This window comes from Leisingera sp. NJS204 (genome assembly GCF_004123675.1).
In the GTDB taxonomy this organism is placed as follows: Bacteria; Pseudomonadota; Alphaproteobacteria; order Rhodobacterales; family Rhodobacteraceae; genus Leisingera.
On the sequence record NZ_CP035417.1, the window covers coordinates 3,168,597 to 3,188,519 of the forward strand.

The window sequence follows — 19,923 nt, forward strand, 5'->3', positions numbered from 1 at the left end:
ATGATTTCCTCCACAGTCATCAGCTAAGAGCAAACTATGATTATTGAACTCATTGAGGTCAGGCTTCTTCAGCAACCTCTTAATGGATGTTGCCGCAGGTCCGGCAATGCGCGTAAGGCCAAAATGATCCCGCAGATGGGACTATGGAAAGACAGGCCATGCGCCCCCTGCTCCTCCGCCCCAGCACCTGGATGCACCCTGGCGCGGCCTGCCTTGATACCGCGTTCGCATTTTACGTCCGGCAGTTCGAGCTGCTTGCAGACCTTTGCAGAAGTTCATTCTACCTGCCTGCAAGAAAAGGCAACTCGCCCGCCGGCGCACCGGAGACATTGACCGTCGCGATGATCACAGAGGCCGGTCCGGTGATACGAGCGGCCTTTGAGGTGAAAATTGTTCTTTAATGCCCTTTTTGGCGAACCTGCTTCCGGCACGCATTCTTAAGCCTGCTCGGCGTTCAAATGAAACGGGCCCGAATTTCGTCCAGCGCGTTGCGATTACACGGTCTATCAGACTTCTAATTACCTGCCGCGTCCTTGATCAGTGCCGCAAGACGAAAGAACCCATGCGCCATCTTGGTGTAGGGTATCAGCAGAAAAAAGGTCAGCACCGCGCCAAGATGCAACGGCAGCAAACCCGCAACCGCCGCAGTGCCCGGAGCAGCATAAAGCAACAAGCCGCTGAGCGATACAAACCCCAGCAGCAACACAAACCCCATTTCTCCGGCCCATGCCCGTCTGGCTCCCAAGGCCGGATCAGCCTTAAGCTTCAGCCGGGCCCGTTCCAGGCAGCCTGCTGTCAGCAGCAGCCCGTAGGGTGCAGGCCAATCGAAAATGTAATGCATAACGGTGCCCGATGCGGTTGACCCGAAGCACATGAAGAACCCCCACACTACCGCCTGATGTGCGTATCTGCGTGAGTTGGAAAAGCGGTCTTCGTCTTCGAAATTGCACCCCTGCCCTTGACCGCCTGACAGGTCCTTCATGTGTGCGGCGCGGCGCAATGCCTGTCGGATTTGGGACATTCCTATCCCCTGCCCGCCCACATGGCGCCAATATCGCCGTAAGGACACAAACAGCGCCAGAAGCGGCAGCAGGAAGGCGGGCATGAAGATCGCGGCCATCAACCCGTGACTCATCACTGCATAATGGCCTTTGCCGCTTTCGGGGCGCATCGCCTGGGCCGCCCAGAACAGCTCTGCAAACCTTAGCATCAGGGCCACGGCCAGCGCCGTGCCGCTACGCTGGAACAGCCGGGCCAGGACGCCGGGCCAGACGAAGCGCTCCCAGCTTTCGGTGCGCAACTCGGCCAGAATACCGGGCAAGTTCAGGTCGAACTCATGCGGTTCGGTGTATTGGCAGGCGTAATAGCAACCGCGGCAGTTGTGGCAGAGGTTGGCAAACAGGGTGATATCGGCTTCGGAAAAACTGCGCTGGCGCATGATCGCTAGAAAGACTGAACAATAGCCCTCGCAGTAACGGCAGGCATTGCAGATCTCGATCTGGCGGCGGGCTTCGTCGATCCGGGTCGCCGCCTTGCGCTCCATTTGGCTCTGTTCAAACATATCGGGCGGCCTCCCGGCCTGCGATGCGGCCGAATACCGTGCCGATGGTAATGCCGAAGCCGGCCAGATAGCCCTGGCCCAGGATCGAGCCGGCCAGGGTCTCGCCTGCGGCCCAAAGGTTTTCAACCGGGCCGCAGGCGCCTTGCACCTGGGCGGTCTCGTCCACCTTGAAACCCAGATAGGTAAAGGTCGCGCCGGGGCGCAGCGAGTAGCCGTGGAACGGCGGTTCCGCAATCGGACGGGCCCAGTTGGTTTTCGGCGGGGCCAGGCCTTCGGTCGCCAGACTGTCCAGCTCAGCCGGGTGAAAATTGCCGGGGCGGCAGGCGGCGTTAAAGGCTTCGATAGTCTCCGAAAGTTTCTGCGGCTCCAGTCCCAGCTTGCCCGCCAGTTCCGGGATCGTGTCCGCGGTTACCGGCGGAAAGACGGAGGGCATGAACAGGTCCTTGAACTTCGAGTCGATGATCGAATAGGCCACCTGCTCCGGTTCGGCAGCCACCAGCCGTCCCCAGATTGCATAGCGCTTGGGCCAAACGTCCTCGCCCTCGTGATAGAAGCGGTCGCCATGTTTGTTCACCACCACTGAGAACGGCACGCAGTCGAGCCGGGTGACAATGCCGCCGTCGAACTTGGGCGCGCGGCCGTCGATCGCCACCGCGTGGCATTGGGTCGGGTCGCCGATGGGCTGCCCCCCCTGCCCCAGCAGGTCGAACAGCACATCGCCGTGGTTGTAAGGCCTGCCGCGGATCAGGAAGTTCTCCGCCTCCGGCCCCCAGGCCTCCACCAGCCGTTCGATATTGCCCTGGAAGCCACCAGAGGCCGCCGCCACCGCCGGCGGGCTGAGACTGTGGCGCGCGCCGCCATGGGTGAAATCAACCCTTGTGATCCGATCGCCGTTCAGCTCGATATGGGTGACCGGCGCCTCATAAAGCACCTCAACCCCCAGCGCCTCTGCAGTGCGGTAGTACGCATTCACCAGCGCCTTGCCGCCGCCAAGGGAAAAGGCGTTGGTGCGGCTCAGCGACAAGGCGCCTGACAGTGAAGGCTGGAAACGAACCCCGCGCGCTTCCATCCAGGGCTGGCTTTCCTGACTGCCGCGGATGGCAAGGCGGGCCAAATTTTCATCCGTGTTGCCCTTGGTCACCAAAAGAAGGTCCTTGTAGTACTCTTCCTCGCCATAGGTGCCGGTCAGCACCGACAGAGGCCCGTCATGCATGCAGCGGAAGTTGCGGGTGTGGCGCGAGTTGCCGCCGCGGCAGGGTTTGGGTGCGGCCTCCAGCATCAGCACGCGCTTGCCCGCCTCCGCCGCGGTGATCGCAGCGCAAAGGGCGGCATTGCCGCCGCCCGCCACAACGATATCGGGATTGCTCATCATCGGGGCAGCTTTGGCGCCTTGAACAGATCCTTGCGCAGGGTCATCAGCGCGCCGGGGTCGATTTTGCCCTGGATGATGGTGGTCTCATTGCTGGCAAGGGCTGCCTCCAGCGCCGGGTCCATTCCGCCAGGTCCATCAACCCAGATACCCTTGCCGCCGCAGAGTTCCGCAAATCTGTCATAGCGGGGCGAGGTGATCTCAGCCCCCAAGAAACGCCCGCCATAAAAATCCTGCTGATAGGCTTTCTCGGCGCCCCAGGCCTCGTTGTCCAAGACCACCACCACAATCGGCAGCTTTTATTGAATGGCGGTCTGGATTTCGATCATCGTGTAACCGGCAGCGCCATCGCCCATTACTGCGACCACCGGACGCTCCGGGCTGGCAGCCTTGGCGCCGATCGCAGCAGCCAGGCCAAAACCCACCAGGCCAAAGTCCAACGGGGTGATCAGGCTCATCGGCTGATAATGCGCCAGCCGGTCGGCCGCCTGCAGGCAGGATTTGCCGGTGTCCAGGGTGACGATTGCGTTTTCGGGCAGTGCGGCGCGGATTTCAGCCAGCGCCCAACGGCAGATCCGTCGATGTCCACATGCGCGATACGGGTGTCCGCGCCGACATAGTCATTGCTGTGAAAGGTGGAGTTGAAGCCCAGCCGCGCGCCCAGCACCACCATCACGTCGGCATGACCGGTCGAGGCCACCACCGGCACCTCAAGCGTTTCCGCCAGAGCGGTCAGCGCCCCGCGCCCCTTGCCCCATTTAAGGCCGCCGCCCGCAAAGATCACCGGGCGCTGCGCGGTTGCGAGCAGGGTTGCGATGGCGCTGATGTCATCCGGCGCCACAGGCCCCGGGCGGGCGATGTTCACTGGCTTGGGGTCGATGGCGGGAACGCCGGCGGCAAACAGATCGCGCGGCACATGCAGCACCACCGGCCCGCGGCGGCCCGAGTTAGCCAGCCGGATCGCGTCCTCCAGCATCGGCGCCAGGCGTGCCGGATCCGTGACCATGACCATGACCGAACGTTTCGAGATCGGCGCGAACAAGGCAACCTGATCAACTTCCTGAAAGGTATCCTTGGCCTGATCGCAGCGGCTGATGGCCCCGGCGATTACCACCAGCGGTGAATAGGCCAGCTGCGCCTCGGCTACCGCAGTCACGATGTTGACCACGCCGGGGCCCGCCTGCGCCCCCAGCACCACACCGGGTTTGCCGGTCATCCGCGCCCAGGCATCGGCCATATGGCCCGCCGCGCGCTCATCCCGCGCGCCGACATACCCGATGCCGCCGCCCTGATAAACCGCGTCGGAAAGTTCCAGCATCGAGCCGCCCAACAGGCCGAACACAGAGCCGATGCCATTTGCCTGCAGCACGCGGTAGACAGCCTCGCCTCCGGTGATCTTGGTGTTGGTCTTGGTCATGGTGTCAATCCTCAGATCGCGGCCGCAGGTTCTGCGGATCAAAAATTGCGTTCTGGTGGACGGTCACGGGAAATTCGCGGTTCAGGATCTGCACACATAGGCCCTCACGCGGGGTGCCCTTGCGGACAAACAGCCAGCCCAGCGATTTGCCAACAGTATAGCCATAGCCGCCCGAAGTGGTCAGGCCGACGGGTTTGCCATCCAGCAGCACCGGTTCGCCGCCGTGGATATCGATATCCTCCGCGTGCAGCTCGGCATAGAACAGCTCCCACTCCGGATCGTGGGCCAGCAGGGCGTCCTTGCCCAGGAAATCGCGCCCCTCCGCCACGACGAAACGGTCCAGCCCCGCGTCCAGCGGCCCCACATCGGTGGTCAGTTCGCCAGATGCACGATAAGCCTTTTCCATCCGCATCCCGTTGAAGGCATAGGAGCCCAAATCGGTCAGCCCGTGTTTTTCACCAGCACCAAAGAGCGCGTCATAGAGTTCACCGATCTGCTCCAGCGGCGCGTGCAGCTCCCAGCCAAGTTCACCGGCGAAGGAAACGCGCAAGGCATAGCAGGGTATTCCCGTCACGGTGGTCTCCCGCCCGGACAGCCAGGGGAACGCCTGGTTCGAGAGGTCCGCACCCGTCAGCTCCGTCATAATCCGCCGCGAGGCCGGGCCGGAGAGCGCCAGCATGCCTCAATCGTGGGAGCGGTTGACCATCTGCACGTCTTCGCCCTCGCGGATGTGCGATTTGATCCAGTCGAAATCCGAATTGGCGCGGGCAATGGGCGAACCGGTGAAATAGCGGTCCTCAGCCATGCGCCAGATGGTGATCTCAGTCTCGAACCGGCCCTTTTCGGTCAGCCGGTCATAAAGCACATGGCGGTTCAGCGGGCGCAAGCTGTTGAACTGCTTGCCAGGGCACGGGGTATCATGGCGGCGCATGAACTCATCCTTGATGCGCACGACGATGAAATGCCCGGTCGAGAAACTGCCATAGCGGCGCGGATCCATGCCGCGGGTGTTGATCGGTGTTTCGCCATGCACCATCCAGTCGGCCAGTACCTTGCCCGCGCCGCCACCCCATGCGAGGCCAATGGAAGACCCGCAGGACAGCCAGACATTCGGCGCACCGGACGGCCCCACCAGCATGCCGCCATCCGGCGTATGGGTGATCGCGCCGCGCACCACGCGCTTGATACCCAGATCCGCCAGCACCGGCATCTTGCCGAACGCCACCATCAGAAAATCACCGATGGAGTCGTAATCCGCCTCAAACAAATCATTTTCTGCGGCCCAAGGCGCGCCGCCCGGCATCTCCCAGACCGTAGGGCAGACGTGGCCCTCATAGATGCCGATCAGGCCGGATTTCTGCTCCTGCCGGATATAGCCGCCATAGGCGTTGTCGCGCATCACCGGCAGTTCCGGGCGGCCGAAAAATTCAGGCACCGTATCCGTGACCAGATAGTGGTGCAGGCAGCTGACCGAGGGGATCTTCAGCCCGAACCACTCGCCCACCTGATTGGCATAGGAACCTGCAGCAATCACCACATGTTCGGCCAGCACATCGCCCTTTTCCGTGCGCAACAGCCACATGTCTCCCTTCCGGGAGGCGCCCAGAACCTGATTGCGGCGTTCAATCCTGGCGCGCGCGGGTGGCTGCGGCCAGCGCCATGGTGACGGATGAGGGGTCGATATGGCCGTCCTCATAGGTGCGCACAGCCGCTTTGACATCATCCGTCTTGTAGAAAGGGTTCACGCGGGCGACCTCCTCCGGGCCGACCAGTTCCATCGGCAGGTCCAGCAGCTTGCCGGCGCCCATAATGGACTTCATCCAATCCACCTCGTCATCACTGGCGGCAATGCGGAAGCCGCCGACCTCATGCCAGCCGATGGATTGGCCGGTTTCCTTTTCAACCCGTTTGTAGGTCTCGATCGAGGTTTTGTTGATCCAGCCCGCCAGACGGCTGCCCACCGCATGGGCGATCTGCCCCGCCGCGTGCCAGGTGGAGCCGGAGGTGAGTTCCGCCTTCTCAAACAGAATGGTATCAGTCCAGCCGTTCTCGGCCAGCTGGAAATGGGCGGCCACGCCCATGATGCCGCCGCCGATGATGGCGGCCTGCGTGGTGCGAGGGATGTCAGTCAAGCGCAAACACCTCTTTGGCAGGTTTCAGCGGCGCCCTGGCGGAATAGCGGGTGCAGGCGATTTCAACCTCAAATCCCGGGACAACGGTGTTTTTGGAAAGCAGGCCCAGAGGCGCATCAATCATCGCCAATGCCAACGAACGCCCGTAGCGATAGCTCCACGCGGCCGAGGTGATCTGCCCCACCACATCGCCGCCGAAATAGACCGGCTCGTCGTGGATCGGTATGGCCTGCGGATCATCAAACAGGATTGAGACAATCCGGCGTTTCGGAGTGTGCGACTTCAATGCCTCTTCGCCTACAAACCCGGTGCCAAAGGCGCAGAAAGCGCCCAGGCCCGCCTCCTGCGGCGGGAGGCCGGGGCTGAGCTCATGGCCAAAGGCGCAAAAGCCGCTTTTGATCCTGAGCGAGCCGCTGGCGTACAGACCTGCATGGCTTGCACCTGCTGCCAACAGTGCCTCATCGGCGGCCATGGCCATGTCGGCGGGGATGTACAGCTCATACCCCTCCTCGCCGGTGACACTCAGCCGCCCGGCCCAGCCGCGGGCCAGGCCGATCTCAACGGGCGTGAACTGGAAGCGTTTCAAATCCGGCGCCAGGCTGTTCGATGTGTCCTGCAACACGTCACCGGCCTTGGCACCGGCGAGGCCAAAAATTGCATACCCGCTGGTGACATCGGTGAATTCCACGTGAAACGAACCTTTGGCCTCGCGCATCCGCTTCAGGTAGTGCACCACCTCACCGGCGCCGATGACCATGAAGTAAGTGTTTGCCCCGTGCCGTTGCACGGTGATGTCGCTTTCCACTCCGCCTTTGCGGTTCAGGACTTGGGTATAAACGATGCGGCCCTCGGCGATATCCATCTGCGCCGCGCACAGGCGGTTGAGGAAAGCGCAGGCATCCGGCTCCTGCACCATGATCTTGCCAAAAGCGCTCTGGTCCAGGATGGCGGCACCGTTGCGGCAGGCCTCTACCTCGCGGCCCACTTGGTCGCGCCAGGCAGGCGCGCCAAAGGTCAGCGGCAGATGCGCAGCCTCCCCGCCGAAATGCACCGCACTCTCCCAGCCGCTGCGGGGCTCAAAACGGGCGCCTGCCGCGACAAGGCCTGCATGAATGGGTGAGCGACGCTGGCCGCGGGCGGTCTCCATCGAGCGGCCCGGATAGGGGTTGTCATAGTGACGGCCCGGTACCTCGGGGATCCGTGCCTCCAGCGCGCCCAGCACGTTCATCTCAGGGCTGAAGCGGCGGATGTCGGCCTCGTTCAGCTCCATCGCCGGCTCACCCGCAATGATCCACTCCGCCATCGCGCGCCCTGCTCCGCCGGCCAGTGCGATGCCGGTGGAGTTCATGCCGCCCAACAGGAACAGGCCCGGCACCTCGGGGCTTTCGCCCAGCATGAACTGGCTGTCGAGGGTGAAGCTCTCGGAACCGTTCAGCAGCATCCGAACCTCGGCCTTCTCCATGGCCGGGATGCGCCGCAGGGCGTTCTTCATCATCGGCATGAAATAGTCCCAGTCCTCGTCCAGCAGGTCGAACGAGAAGTCCTTGGGCAGACGGTCCAGGGACAGCCCTTTGGCGTGGGGTTCGAAACAGCCAACCATCAGCCCCTCTACATCATCGCGGGCATAGAGGAAGGCGTCCTGGTCATTCAGCGTCGGCAGATGCGCACCCTTGCCCAGCGCCTGCACCTCCTGCAACGGCTTGGTCAGGATGTAGAAATGCTCGCAAGCATAGAGCGGCATATGGGCGCCTGCCATGGCTGCAACCTCGCGGGACCAAAGACCATAGGCGATGACCACCTCGTCCGCCTTGATCAGATGGCCGTCCACTTCAACGCCGGAAATCCGCCCGCCCTGCTTTTGCAGACCCGTTACGGCGGTATCTTCAAAGATCTGCACCCCCGCGCCCGCGCGCCCTTGGACAGCGCCAAAACCACGTCTGATGGGTTCACCCGGCCATCGGCAGGCGACCAGACCGCACCGATCACATCATCGGCTTCAATCAACGGCCACAGCTCTTTGGCGCGGGCGCCATCCACCACTTTCGCCTCCAGACCAAAGGCGCGGCCCAGCGAGATCTGGCGTTTGATGTTGGTCAGCCGGTCGGGGTCGGTGGCCAGAGTCAGCGAACCCGTCTGGGTCCAGCCGGTGGCCTGGCCGGTCTCCACCTCCAGCTCTCCGTACAGATCAATGGAATAGTTGATTAGCTTGGTCAGCGTTCCCGAAGGCCGCAGGCGGCGTACCAGCCCGGCGGCGTGCCAAGTGGTGCCGGAGGTGAGTTTCGAGCGTTCCAGTACCACGATTTCCTTCCGCCCTTCGCGGGCCAAGTGATAGGCGATGGAACAGCCGATGATACCGCCGCCGATAATGACGGTGCAGGCGTGGGAGGGGAGGCTCATTGCAATACTCCATCACGGATGAGCGCAGAAATGGCGCCGCGGAAATGCTCCACAGCCTCGTCGATCAATTCCGGGGTAGCGGCAGGCCGGTCACGCAAGAGGTGGAAGACATGAAATCCACTCCCCGCTCCAGCAGCCCGTCGCGCAGGTCTTTGACGATGGCGGGCGGGGTTTTTCGGATAGCCGCTGTGTCCAGCCCGTCGCGCGCCTGGTGTCCGCCGGGCGACCAGCGGAGCCCGGTGATCACCTCGTCAAAGATCAGCACATGGCCGCTTTGATCTGCCAGCGCGCGGATGTCTTGCAGGAACCCCTCAGGCAACGGCACCGAGCCGTAGTTGGCGCCCGAAGCCTCGACAAACACCGTTCCGATCTGCGTGTCGCTATCCAACAGCGCGGCAATGGCGTCCAGATCCGGCGGGGCCACCACGGTCAGGTCGCAGACCGCCTGCGGCACCCCCAGCGAGGGCGCGGTATTGGTGCCGGGTTTGGCGCCCTTGAGCAGCATGTCGTGCCAGCCATGGAAATGGCCGTCGATGCGCAGCACCTTGTCGCGGCGCGAGTGCGCCCGGCCCAGCCGCAGCGCCAGCATAGTGGACTCGGTGCCGGACCCGGTGAAGCGCACCCGCTCTGCCGAGGGGAACAGACGGTTCAGCCACTCGGCCCATTCCACCTCCAGCGGGTGGCAATCGCCGGTATAGGGCATACGCCCCATCTGGGCTGCCACCGCGGCGGCGATCTCAGGGTGGGCATGGCCCAGGATCTGGCTGGCCGCGCCCAGCTTAAAACCGATTTAGCGCTTGCCGTCCGCGTCCCATTTTCCAGCCCCCTTGGCGCGGATGAAATAGACCGGATGCGGGGACTTGTAGCGCAGCTCATGGCTGACGCCGCCCGGCATGACGAGGCGGGCGCGCTCAGCAAGGGATTGGCTGGTGTTCATGCCGGCTCCTAAGGTTTCAAAACGGTGGATTTCACCGCGCAATAGGCACTGACGCCCAGAAACCCCTTTTCACGCCCGAAGCCGCTGTCCTTGACATTGCCGAAGGGGATCGTGCCGCCGCCTATTAGGAAGCCATTGACGAACACCTGCCCGGCCTTCGCCTTGCGAGCAATGCGCATGGCCAGGGTGGTATCCGCGTCCCGGCATTCTGTAATGCACCGCCTGGCGGCCGCACCGTCTGTCCAGCAATCCTGTATGAGGTCCAGCTGCCGGGGAAAAAGCGCGTGGTCCTGCATCATGCCCGCCCGATTTGCGCCCGGCTCAGGCAAACATTGAACCGCGCGCGCAGTTCCTGGTCCTTGCCGTCCGGAATATGGGCGGGGAAGTGGCCGGCCAGCAGTTCCCGCGCCTTGTCCCTGGCCACCTCGCCAATCGCGCGCGCCCTGCTCTGCCCACTCCCGCGGGGTCTGGCGGTCACCCAGATGCGGATAGAAGTAATCGGATTTCATCCGGCTGAAGGTGTGGCGGTGGCCCAGGTAATGGCCTTAGCCGCGGCCGACCTCAGCGATCACCTCAGCGCCGGTATTTTCCGCATTCACCTCCACCCCGCGCAGGGTCCGCAGAATGTTGCCGATCATGTCGTTGTCGACCACATAAGCCTCCAGCGACACGCCCAGAAGGCTTGCCTGCATGCCGCAGGCCTGGGTGATCAGGTTGGAACCGGCATGGGCGGCGGAAGACACGGCCAGGTTCTTCTCGCTGCCATACTGGGCATCCAGCGTCTTGGAGCCGGTGATGCCGGCAATCTAGGTCACGGGCAGGTTATAGAACCGCCCCATCTGCGCGGCGGCTGCCATCAGGATCGCCTGTTCGCCGCCGCCTGCGCACATTGACCCGGTGCGCAGGTCGGAAATCAGCGGCTTTGCACCATAGTCGCGGCGGCATTCGGGTCGACGAGCCGGGCAAACACCAGCCCGGCCAGGGTTTCCGCCACAGCCTACCCTGCACCAGCGAGCCCGCAATGGTTGCCGGGCTGGTGGCGCCTGCTTGGCCTGCCGAGATCAGCTGCACCGGGAAGCCTGCCAGAACCGCGGCCTCCAACGTGTCCAGCGCCCCCTCGGCAAAGCGCATCGGCGGCACCGTCTGGCGACCGCACCGTCAGGAAGGGACGCGCGCGAAAGGCCTCTTCGGATCCGGCCAGCGCATAGCACAGCTCCGCCAGCTGCTGCACATTTCCAGGTTCGGAAACCGACACCGATACATGCTTGGAGGTGCCCATCAGGCCGGCATAAGCGGTGTTCAGGTCCATATCCGCCACGTTCCCAACATCGCAGGCCACCACCGAGCGGCTGAAATGGTGAATGCTCTCCATCGCATCGCAAATGCGCGCCGCGTCATAGAGGTCTTTCAGCGTGCAATCCCGGTAGCGCCCGTCCTCAAGGTCAAAGACCCCGGGCGCGCCGCCGCCCGAGCTCATGTGGACGCGATGGCCGGACAGGTTCAGGTCATTGCGCGGATCCTGGCCAAATAGCACCACATCGCGGCGGGCTTCCTTGATGGTTTTCAGAACCAGCGCCCGTGGGAACAGCAGCCGCTTGTCTTGCGTGCAGCTGCCACCCGCAGCGCAGATTTTCGCGATCATCGAAGGTGTTGCCTGGCTCAGTCCCAGTGTCTCCAGCAGCAACAGTTCCGCCTCGTTGATCTAAGCCTCATCCGCATCGCTCAGGGGCCGGAACCGGCCGCCCTCAATACCGCCCCAGACCGGCGGGTTGTCTTCTGCCGGTGCGCTTTCGGCTTCGATCCGGGCTTCTCTGCCGCGGCGGCGCGCTCTTGCAGCCATTTTCTGCCCCGGGCGGAATTCCTTTGCAAATAGGCGTCTCACCCACCGCCGTCAGCCATCACATTCGCGGGCTGGAGGCCTATTTGAACACCCGGCTTTTCACCCGTGATGGCCGCCAGGTGCAGCTGACGGACGACGGCACGCGGCTGGCGGACGGCGCCTCGCAGGCATTCAGGATCCTGGAGGCCAAAGTGAACTCAGTGGCCCGCTGGCCCGAGAAAACCACGATCCGCATTGCCTTGGGCCCCAGCTTTGCCACCCGCTGGCTGCTGCCCCGCTTTGCCGGTTTCTGTGCGGAATTCCCGGATGTAGAACTGAAGCTGGTGCGGACCCCGCTGCAAGTCGCGCCGCAGAATGTGGACGCCGACATCTTTATCACCTGGGGCGACGGGCGCTTTCCCGGCATGATTTCCGAACCATTGGTCAGCATGCTGTCGGCCCCTGTGGCCAGCCCGGCGCTGCTGGAGCGGCTGGGGCATCCGCAGTCACCTGCCGACCTGATGCGCTTTCCGCTGATCCACCAGCGCGACACACTGGGCTGGAACGCCTGGTTCATGCAGGCCGGGGTCCGGCTGGACGGCACGCTGCCCGGTCCGGTCATTGAGGACACAAATGTGGTGCTGCAGGCCGCTGCGTCCGGGCAGGGTATCGTAATGGGGTGGATTCCGCTGATCAACATCGATCTGCAAAGCGGAGTGCTGGTGCAGCTGTTCGATACAACCGTCAGCGAGAACCGCGCCTATTACCTGGTCCGGCTGGAAGCAGGCCTGAATGAAGGTGTCACCAGCGCTATCAGCGGCTGGCTGCTTGCCCAGACACTCCCAGCACCGGCAGCCTGAGAACAGGTATCAGGACCGGGTCAGAACGGGAAAATGCGCCAGCAACGAGGTTTTGGCCGCTTGAACATGCGCTTTGGTCAGTTCTGCAGCACGAGTGGCATCGCCCTCTTCGCAGGCCGCCAGGATCGCGATATGCTCCCGCTCGGCACGCTCCATACCGTCGCTCATGACCAGCTGCGCACGGATGTAGCGGTCGATCCGGTCCATCGCGCTGCGGGCTGCTTCGCGAAAATAGGTCAGCGCACTGGCACTGTAGAGCGCGTCGTGGAACTCCCGGTTCAGAACACCCCACTCCATCGGGTTCTTGCAGCCGGCAAAGGCCTCGCAATGCAACCGCGCGCTGGCCAGAAGCTCCTGTGACATCCGCGGGACCGCATCACGGATGATCTCCGGCTCCAGCAGCGCGCGGAAATCAAAGATCTCCGCCGCTTCATCCGCCGACAGCCCGGCGACAACCGCGCCCTTGAAGCGCTGTGTCTTGACCAGCCCGTATTCCTCCAGCCGCGAAATTGCCTCCCGCACCGGGATCCGGCTGGTATTGAAGCGGCGTGCAATTTCTTCTTGGCGGAGCGGTTCGCCCTCCTCCAGCCGGCCATCGATGATCGCACTGCGCAACGCCTCAAACACTGCAGCGGAAGCCGAAGCAGCTGTTGAGATATCAATCGGGTCCAGTTTCATCGCAATGCCTCTCCTTTCAGACAGATGTACGTGAACCTGCCCGTCCGGAAAAGCGGCATAACCGTCAGCCCGGGCTTACGGACCTGCGGGCGGTTTTCCCCGTCACACTTCCAGCGACACCCACAGCACCCTGGCGTCTTCCTTGCTGACCGACACACAGCCGTGGCCCATACCGCTGTCATAATAGACTGAGTCCCCCGCCCCCATGCGAAGCGGCCGGTAGTGTTCCGTGTAAAGGATCAGTTCGCCGCTCAGCACAAACATGAATTCTTCGCCCTGGTGGCGGACCCAATTGTCGAACTCCGTCACGTCGCGTGCCTTGATGGTGCTGATATAGGGCACCATGCGCTTGCTGGTCAGCTCGCTGCACAGCAGTTCATGATCATAGGTCGAAGTTTCCTTGTGCTCACCCAACCCGGTGCGGGTGAAATCCCGGCGCCCGGTGACGCCGCTTTGCCCGGACTGCACAAACAACTGCGGCGTTTCCAGTTCCAGCGTCTGCATCAGGCGGCGGATGATCTCGAAACTGGGCCGGGTCTGGTTGTTCTCGATCTTCGACAAGGTCGAGCGCCCGATGGCGGCGGCACGCGCTGCTTCCTCCAGCGTCAGCCCCTTTTCCTTGCGGGCGTCGCGAATCATTTTCCCCAGCACTTCGCCGTCCGGAGCCTCCATCGCCTCCGGGCCCAGCCCTGTTTCTTCTGAGGGAATTGGTTCCATTCGTGCAAATTCTCCTGTTCCGCAAACAGCTTAGCTTTGATGTATTCACGGGTCAAAATTTCCGTGACGGAACTTTTTGTTTGCAAGGGGGGAAAAGTTTCCTATAGGAGACGAAACGTCGTATACGGAAGCATACGTGACGGTCCTGAACCGCATTTCGGAGGAGAATCCACATGAGCGCATATGATCTGATTGTGATCGGGGCCGGTCCGGGCGGTTATGTCGCAGCAATCCGAGCCGCACAACTGGGCCTTAAGGTCGCCTGCGTCGAAGGCCGCGGATCGCTGGGCGGCACCTGCCTCAATGTTGGCTGCATCCCCTCCAAAGCGCTGCTGACCTCCTCCGGTAAGTATGCCGAACTGTCCCATCTGGCCGCGCATGGCATTGCCGTTGAGGGCGCCAGCCTGGATCTGGGCGCGCTGATGGCGCGCAAGGACAAGATTGTCGGCGACCTGACCAAGGGCATCGCCTTTCTGTTCAAGAAGAACGGTGTCGACCATATCGAAGGCTGGGCCAGCATTCCGGCCCCAGGCCAGGTGCAGGTCGGCGAAGCGACTTACGCCGCAAAGAACATCCTGATTGCCACTGGTTCGGAACCCAGCCCCCTCCCCGGCGTGGATATCGACGAGGTGGACGTGCTGAGCAGCACCGGTGCGCTGGCGCTTGAAGCCGCGCCAGAGCACCTGGTGGTGATTGGCGCCGGCGTGATCGGGCTTGAACTCGGTCAGGTCTGGTCACGTCTCGGATCCAAGGTGACGGTTGTGGAATACCTTGACCGAATCCTGCCCGGCATCGACGGCGAGATCGCCAAGCTGTCCCAGCGGGCGCTGTCCAAGCGCGGGCTGAAGTTCCAGCTGGGCCGCGCGCTGAAATCCATTGCGAAGGGTGAGACCGGCCTGACGCTGACCCTGGACCGTGTCGGCAAGGACAAGGAAGAGCAGATCGAGGCCGACAAGGTGCTGATCGCCATCGGCCGCCGCCCGGTGACCCGCGGTCTGGGTCTTGAAAACCTCGGTGTCTCGATCAACGCCCGCGGCTTTATCGAGGTGGATGAAACGTTCCAGACCTCAGTGCCCGGCATCTTTGCCATCGGCGACTGCGTGCCCGGCCCGATGCTGGCCCACAAGGCTGAGGAAGACGGTGTTGCCTGTGTCGAACTATTGGCCGGCGAGCACGGCCATGTGGATTACAACACCGTCCCCGGCGTTGTGTACACCGACCCCGAAGTTGCCTCGGTCGGTCTGACCGAAGAAGCGCTGAAAGAGGCCGGTGTCGAATACATCACTGGCAAGTTTGCCTTTATGGCCAACTCCCGCGCGCGTTCCACCGGCGATACCGACGGCGCCGTCAAAGTTCTGGCAACGCCCGGGGGCAAGATCCTTGGCGCCCATATCTGCGGCGCGCATGGCGGTGATTTAATTGCCGAATTGGTGCTTGCGATGACAAAAGATGCTACTATCGAGGAGGTTGCACGGACTTGCCATGCGCATCCTGCGATGGGTGAGGCGGTGAAAGAAGCCTGCCTTGACGCACTTGGCCGTGCCATCCACGCCTGACCTGGAGGGATATGCGAGATGACGATCCAGCTAAGACCCCGCCACCCGGAAAAGGCCCATAAGACCGACAGCGCTATCCCGCGAAAGCCCCAGTGGATCCGCAAGAAAAAGATCGAAAGCGCCGAGTATTACGAGACCCGCAAACTGATGCGGGAGCATGAGCTGGCCACTGTCTGCGAAGAGGCCGCCTGCCCCAATATCGGCGAGTGCTGGTCCAAGCGTCACGCCACCATGATGATCATGGGCGAGGTCTGCACCCGCGGCTGTTCCTTTTGCAATGTGACCACCGGCAGGCCGGACACACTGGACGCGTTTGAGCCGGGCCGGGTGGCGACTGCGGTCAAAAAGCTGGGCCTGCGCCATGTGGTGATCACCTCCGTTGACCGGGATGATCTGGAGGACGGCGGTGCCGGGCACATCGCCCAGACCATCCGTGCCACCCGCCATCAGAACCCCGGCACTACAATCGAGGTGCTGACCCCGGATTTCCTGGGCAAGGGCGACGCAGCGGAGGCCGTGTTCGAAGCCGCCCCGGATGTATTCAATCACAACCTGGAAACCGTGCCACGGCTGTACCCGCGTGTGCGTCCCGGTGCGCGCTATTACACCTCGCTGCGGCTGCTGGACGACGCCAAACGCGCCAACCCGCAGCTGTTCACCAAGTCGGGCATCATGGTCGGCCTTGGCGAGACCCTGGAGGATGTGCGCCAGGTGATGGACGACCTGCGCGCGGCACAGGTCGATTTCCTGACCGTGGGCCAGTACCTGCAGCCCACCGCCAAACACCACCCGATCGACCGGTTCTGGTCGCCGGAAGAATTCGCGCAGCTGGAACAGATTGCCCGGTCCAAGGGCTTTCTTCACGTGTCGGCCACGCCGCTGACCCGTTCATCGTTCCACGCGGATGAAGATTTTGCCGCCCTGAAAGAGGCCCGTCAGATGGCCTTGGCAAAGGGTATTTAACTAAAACGCAATCGGGAGGAGACCCATGGAAGCGTTAAACTCAGTAGTCGGCTGGCTAAATGGTGTTGTGTGGGGCGTACCCATGCTCGTCATGATACTCGGCGTCGGCTTTTTCCTGCAGGTAGGCCTGAAGTTCATGCCAATCCTGAAAATCGGCACCGGCTTCAGCCTGCTGTTCAAAGGCCGTGAAGGCCAAGGCGAAGGCCAGATCAGCCCGTTCAACGCGCTGATGACCTCACTGTCGGCCACCATCGGTACCGGCAACATCGCCGGTGTTGCCACCGCGGTGTTCCTGGGCGGCCCCGGCGCGCTTTTCTGGATGTGGATGACCGCTCTGGTCGGCATGGCCACCAAATACGCCGAAGCTGTCTGCGCGGTGAAATACCGTGAAAAAGACGAGCTGGGCAATTTCGTCGGCGGCCCGATGTACTACATCAAAAACGGCCTCGGCGCGAAATGGGCCTGGCTGGGCGTTGCGTTCGCATTGTTCGGCGGTGTGGCTGCTTTCGGCATCGGCAACGGTGTGCAGGCCAATGGTGTGGCCCAGGTTCTGGAAACGAACTTTGGTGTGAACACCTCGGTCACCGGCGTGATCCTGATGGTTCTGACCGCAGCCGTTATCCTGGGCGGCATCACCCGCATCGGTGCGGTTGCCGGCAAACTGGTTCCGTTCATGGCGATTGCATACATCATTGCAGGCCTGTTGGTTCTGCTGCTGAATGCTGGTGCAATCGGCAATGCGATCAGCCAAGTCTTTACCTATGCCTTTACACCCTGGGCCGCAAAAGGTGGCGCAGCAGGTGCGGCTGTCTGGCTGGCGATCCGCTTTGGCGTGGCTCGCGGCGTTTTCTCGAACGAAGCGGGCCTCGGCTCGGCTCCGATCGCCCACGCGGCGGCTGAGACCAAAGGTCCAGTTAACCAGGGCCTGATCGCGATGCTGGGAACCTTCATCGACACCATCATCGTGTGCTCGATCACCGGTTTGGCGATTATCGCTTCTGGCGCTCTCGACGCATCTGTGGCTGATTTCCTGGCCAACGGTGAAACTGAAGGGTTCAAGGCCATTTCCGGTGCGGCACTGACCTCGCTGGCATTCGAAACCACCTTGCCCGGCATCGGCGGCTCACTGATTGCAGTCGCCCTGTCGATTTTTGCCTTCACCACCATTCTGGGCTGGTCCTTCTACGGCGAGAAATGCATCGAATTCCTGCTGGGTGTGAAGTCGCTGATCCCCTACCGTGTCCTGTGGATCGTCATGATCTACTTCGGCGCAACTGCTGATCTAGGCTTCATCTGGCTGCTGGCGGATACGCTGAACGCCATGATGGCCATTCCTAACCTGATCGCCCTGGCCCTGCTGAGCCCGATCGTCTTCAAACTGACGAAAGAGTTCTTTGCCACCGGCGGCAAGTCGGAAGAAGCCGGCACAGCCGCCAAGTAACCGACCTCTTTGGGGGGCTGTAACGGCCCCCCAGCCCCTTGCACTCATTTTACCACCTGAGGTGATGACAGATGGCCACGAAAATCCTGCTGACACTTGATCACAACGATGACCGGTCCTGGAAAAAGGCGCTTCCGCTTGCTTTGGAGCAGGCCAAGTTCTACGGCGCGGAGCTGCACGCTGTTTCGGTCATCCCCGAGATCATTCAACTGCCCAACCTGCCCGCCAACTATGGCGCCGGCGCCAAGGACCATGTGCGCAAGGCCGTGCAGGCGATCCTGGACAACGACAGCGCTTCCGATGTGCCGGTGCATATCGAAGAAGGCAGCGTTTACCGCGAAATTCTCAAGCTTGCCCACAAAGAAGGCTTTGACATGATTGTCATGGCATCGGCCAAGGGCGACTTCCCGAACTATGAAATCGGCCCGAACCTGGCACGTGTCGTGCGCAACGCGCATTGCACCGTTCTGGTTGTCCGTGACTGATCCCGTTTGAAAGGCTCAAAACTATGACCGACGCACCCAAACGCACCCCGCTGTATGACCTGCACGTCGAGCTTGGCGGCAAGATCGTCGATTTCGCCGGCTGGGAAATGCCGGTGCAGTATCCCATGGGCATCATGGGCGAGCACAAGCAGTGCCGCGAGAAAGCCGCGCTGTTTGACGTCTCCCACATGGGCCAGGTGATCCTGCGCGGCGACAATGTGGGCGAGAAGCTGGAAACGCTCTGCCCGCAGGCCTTTGCCACCCTGAAAGAAGGCAAGGCCCGCTACGGCTTTTTCACCAACGAGGACGGCGGCATCATGGACGATCTGATCGTCTCCAACGCCGGTGACCACTACTTTGTTGTGGTGAACGCGGCGCTGCGCCACCAGGACATCCCGCATATGCAGGCAAACCTGGACGGCGTCGAAGTCACCGAGATCTTCGACCGCGCGCTGGTTGCCGTCCAAGGCCCCAAGGCCGAGGACGTTGTGGGCGAATTGTGCCCTGCCGCCCGTGAGCTGAAATTCATGGAAACCGTCCTGGCCGATATCGGCGGTGTAGAATGCCGCATCTCGCGCCTCGGCTACACCGGCGAGGACGGCTACGAGATTTCGATCCCGGACGCGGACGCCATCCGCGTCTCCAAACTGTTCCTGGCCCATGACGACTGCGAACCCGCAGGCCTTGGCGCCCGCGACAGCCTGCGCCTTGAGGCCGGTCTGTGCCTCTATGGCAACGACATCGACCAGTCGACCTCCCCGATCGAGGCCTCGCTGAACTGGGCCATCCAAAAGCGCCGCCGCGAAGAAGGCGGCTTCCCCGGTGCCGCCCGCATCCAGAAAGAACTGGCCGAAGGCACGGCCAAAAAGCTGGTCGGCATCAAGCCCGAAGGCCGGGCACCGGCCCGCCAAGGCGTGGAAGTCCAGAGCGAAGGCGGCGATACTCTTGGTGCCATCACCTCGGGCAGCTTCGGCCCCACAGTCGGCGGCCCGGTTGCCATGGGCTATGTTGCGGCAGATCATAGCGCAGCAGGCACCAAGGTGAACCTCATCATCCGCGGCAAGGCACAGCCGGCTGAAATCACCGCCCTGCCCTTCGTCACACAGAACTACAAACGCTAAGACATCATCAGGAGAGTCAAAATGGCCACCTATTATTCCGAAGACCATGAATGGATCACCGTTGAAGGCGATGTGGCAACCCTGGGCATCACCCAGCACGCCGCCGATCAGCTGGGCGAAGTTGTCTTTGTCGAGCAGCGCGAAACCGGCGACGAGTTCGAAAAAGGCGGCGAAATCGGCGTGATCGAGTCGGTGAAAGCAGCCTCCGAAATCTACGCACCGCTGGACGGTGAAGTGGTCGAGGTGAACGAAACCCTGGCCGACAACCCCGGCGCCCTGAACGAAAGCCCGGAAGGCGACGCCTGGATTTACAAGATCAAGCTGTCGGACGCGTCCCAGCTGGATGATCTGATGGATCTGGACGGCTACAAGGCCCTGATTGGCTGAACCTGTCTGCGGATCCGCTGCCGTTTGCGCGGATCCGCCCCTTCTTCTGGCTGAAAATATCCCCGCCGGAGGCTCCCGTGCTT

General features: G+C 62.4%; 21 protein-coding genes and 4 pseudogenes. 8 read left to right on the forward strand and 17 right to left on the reverse strand.

Annotated elements, in window-relative coordinates:
• Positions 1-158 precede the first annotated feature (158 nt).
• Positions 159-401, forward strand: coding sequence for a hypothetical protein (locus ETW24_RS15465; protein WP_164982753.1), 243 nt, complete (start codon positions 159-161; stop codon positions 399-401).
• Between the two features lie 113 nt (positions 402-514).
• On the opposite strand, the gene tcuB is transcribed toward ETW24_RS15465, so the two are convergent.
• The 15 genes and pseudogenes from tcuB to ETW24_RS24905 all read right to left on the reverse strand — a co-directional run bounded on the left by tcuB (position 515) and on the right by ETW24_RS24905 (position 11,653).
• Entirely contained in the window at positions 515-1,561 is a 1,047-nt protein-coding gene (gene tcuB, locus ETW24_RS15470; RefSeq protein WP_254695625.1) for a tricarballylate utilization 4Fe-4S protein TcuB, read from the reverse strand.
• Positions 1,554-2,930, reverse strand: a complete 1,377-nt coding sequence (tcuA, locus tag ETW24_RS15475; RefSeq protein WP_129371888.1) for an FAD-dependent tricarballylate dehydrogenase TcuA — start codon at positions 2,928-2,930, stop codon at positions 1,554-1,556. The genes tcuB and tcuA overlap by 8 nt, the downstream gene beginning before the upstream one ends.
• Positions 2,930-3,388, reverse strand: a pseudogene (locus ETW24_RS15480) (thiamine pyrophosphate-dependent enzyme). Before ETW24_RS15480 ends, tcuA begins: the two are co-directional and overlap by 1 nt.
• Positions 3,385-4,347, reverse strand: a complete 963-nt coding sequence (locus ETW24_RS15485; protein ID WP_254695626.1) for a thiamine pyrophosphate-binding protein — start codon at positions 4,345-4,347, stop codon at positions 3,385-3,387. Before ETW24_RS15485 ends, ETW24_RS15480 begins: the two are co-directional and overlap by 4 nt.
• 4 nt (positions 4,348-4,351) lie before the next feature.
• A complete protein-coding gene (locus ETW24_RS24870; protein WP_368075963.1) occupies positions 4,352-4,759 on the reverse strand; it encodes a glycine cleavage T C-terminal barrel domain-containing protein in 408 nt (135 codons plus the stop codon).
• A pseudogene (locus tag ETW24_RS15490) lies at positions 4,742-6,428 on the reverse strand (FAD-dependent oxidoreductase); the annotation flags it as partial. The gene ETW24_RS24870 and the pseudogene ETW24_RS15490, both read right to left, overlap by 18 nt.
• A 43-nt stretch (positions 6,429-6,471) precedes the next feature.
• A complete protein-coding gene (locus ETW24_RS15495; protein ID WP_368075964.1) occupies positions 6,472-7,827 on the reverse strand; it encodes a glycine cleavage T C-terminal barrel domain-containing protein in 1,356 nt (451 codons plus the stop codon).
• A gap of 3 nt (positions 7,828-7,830) precedes the next feature.
• A pseudogene (locus ETW24_RS25235) lies at positions 7,831-8,876 on the reverse strand (NAD(P)/FAD-dependent oxidoreductase); the annotation flags it as partial.
• Positions 8,877-8,940: 64 nt separating this feature from the next.
• Positions 8,941-9,600, reverse strand: coding sequence for an aminotransferase class III-fold pyridoxal phosphate-dependent enzyme (locus ETW24_RS15500; RefSeq protein ID WP_254695629.1), 660 nt, complete (start codon positions 9,598-9,600; stop codon positions 8,941-8,943).
• Between the two features lie 66 nt (positions 9,601-9,666).
• Positions 9,667-9,813, reverse strand: coding sequence for a hypothetical protein (locus tag ETW24_RS24880; RefSeq protein WP_254695630.1), 147 nt, complete (start codon positions 9,811-9,813; stop codon positions 9,667-9,669).
• An 8-nt stretch (positions 9,814-9,821) separates the two neighbouring features.
• Positions 9,822-9,992 (reverse strand): aldehyde dehydrogenase family protein, encoded by a 171-nt coding sequence (locus ETW24_RS24885; protein WP_254695757.1) that lies wholly within the window; start codon positions 9,990-9,992, stop codon positions 9,822-9,824.
• Positions 9,993-10,301: 309 nt separating this feature from the next.
• A pseudogene (locus tag ETW24_RS24890) lies at positions 10,302-10,730 on the reverse strand (trimethylamine methyltransferase family protein); the annotation flags it as partial.
• Positions 10,636-10,914: a trimethylamine methyltransferase family protein gene (locus ETW24_RS24895; RefSeq protein ID WP_254695631.1), complete on the reverse strand. Its 279-nt coding sequence runs from the start codon at positions 10,912-10,914 to the stop codon at positions 10,636-10,638. The pseudogene ETW24_RS24890 and the gene ETW24_RS24895, both read right to left, overlap by 95 nt.
• Positions 10,811-11,497, reverse strand: a complete 687-nt coding sequence (locus ETW24_RS24900; RefSeq protein WP_254695632.1) for a trimethylamine methyltransferase family protein — start codon at positions 11,495-11,497, stop codon at positions 10,811-10,813. Before ETW24_RS24900 ends, ETW24_RS24895 begins: the two co-directional genes overlap by 104 nt.
• Before the next feature lie 18 nt (positions 11,498-11,515).
• A complete protein-coding gene (locus ETW24_RS24905) occupies positions 11,516-11,653 on the reverse strand; it encodes a hypothetical protein (protein WP_254695765.1) in 138 nt (45 codons plus the stop codon).
• Here ETW24_RS24905 and ETW24_RS15515 point away from each other — a divergent pair.
• Complete coding sequence (locus tag ETW24_RS15515; protein WP_254695633.1) at positions 11,596-12,492, forward strand: LysR substrate-binding domain-containing protein; 897 nt, start codon at positions 11,596-11,598, stop codon at positions 12,490-12,492. The genes ETW24_RS24905 and ETW24_RS15515 overlap by 58 nt on opposite strands.
• A 9-nt stretch (positions 12,493-12,501) precedes the next feature.
• On the opposite strand, the gene ETW24_RS15520 is transcribed toward ETW24_RS15515, so the two are convergent.
• Together ETW24_RS15520 and ETW24_RS15525 are read right to left on the reverse strand one after the other, a co-directional pair.
• Entirely contained in the window at positions 12,502-13,170 is a 669-nt protein-coding gene (locus ETW24_RS15520; RefSeq protein WP_129371890.1) for a GntR family transcriptional regulator, read from the reverse strand.
• A 102-nt stretch (positions 13,171-13,272) separates the two neighbouring features.
• Positions 13,273-13,887, reverse strand: a complete 615-nt coding sequence (locus ETW24_RS15525; RefSeq protein WP_129371891.1) for a helix-turn-helix domain-containing protein — start codon at positions 13,885-13,887, stop codon at positions 13,273-13,275.
• Between the two features lie 173 nt (positions 13,888-14,060).
• On the opposite strand from ETW24_RS15525, the gene lpdA reads away from it, so the two are divergent.
• The 6 genes from lpdA (at position 14,061) to gcvH (ending at position 19,840) form a co-directional block, all read left to right on the forward strand.
• Positions 14,061-15,443 carry a dihydrolipoyl dehydrogenase gene (gene lpdA / locus ETW24_RS15530; protein WP_129371892.1) on the forward strand — a complete coding sequence of 461 codons (1,383 nt, stop codon included), beginning with the start codon at positions 14,061-14,063 and terminating at the stop codon, positions 15,441-15,443.
• Positions 15,444-15,461: 18 nt separating this feature from the next.
• Positions 15,462-16,406, forward strand: a complete 945-nt coding sequence (gene lipA / locus ETW24_RS15535; RefSeq protein WP_129371893.1) for a lipoyl synthase — start codon at positions 15,462-15,464, stop codon at positions 16,404-16,406.
• A 25-nt stretch (positions 16,407-16,431) separates the two neighbouring features.
• Positions 16,432-17,847 carry an alanine/glycine:cation symporter family protein gene (locus ETW24_RS15540; protein WP_129371894.1) on the forward strand — a complete coding sequence of 472 codons (1,416 nt, stop codon included), beginning with the start codon at positions 16,432-16,434 and terminating at the stop codon, positions 17,845-17,847.
• A 71-nt stretch (positions 17,848-17,918) separates the two neighbouring features.
• Positions 17,919-18,332 (forward strand): universal stress protein, encoded by a 414-nt coding sequence (locus ETW24_RS15545; protein WP_129371895.1) that lies wholly within the window; start codon positions 17,919-17,921, stop codon positions 18,330-18,332.
• A gap of 23 nt (positions 18,333-18,355) precedes the next feature.
• Positions 18,356-19,453, forward strand: coding sequence for a glycine cleavage system aminomethyltransferase GcvT (gene gcvT, locus ETW24_RS15550; protein WP_129371896.1), 1,098 nt, complete (start codon positions 18,356-18,358; stop codon positions 19,451-19,453).
• Positions 19,454-19,474: 21 nt separating this feature from the next.
• Positions 19,475-19,840 carry a glycine cleavage system protein GcvH gene (gene gcvH, locus ETW24_RS15555; RefSeq protein WP_129371897.1) on the forward strand — a complete coding sequence of 122 codons (366 nt, stop codon included), beginning with the start codon at positions 19,475-19,477 and terminating at the stop codon, positions 19,838-19,840.
• Positions 19,841-19,923 lie beyond the last annotated feature (83 nt).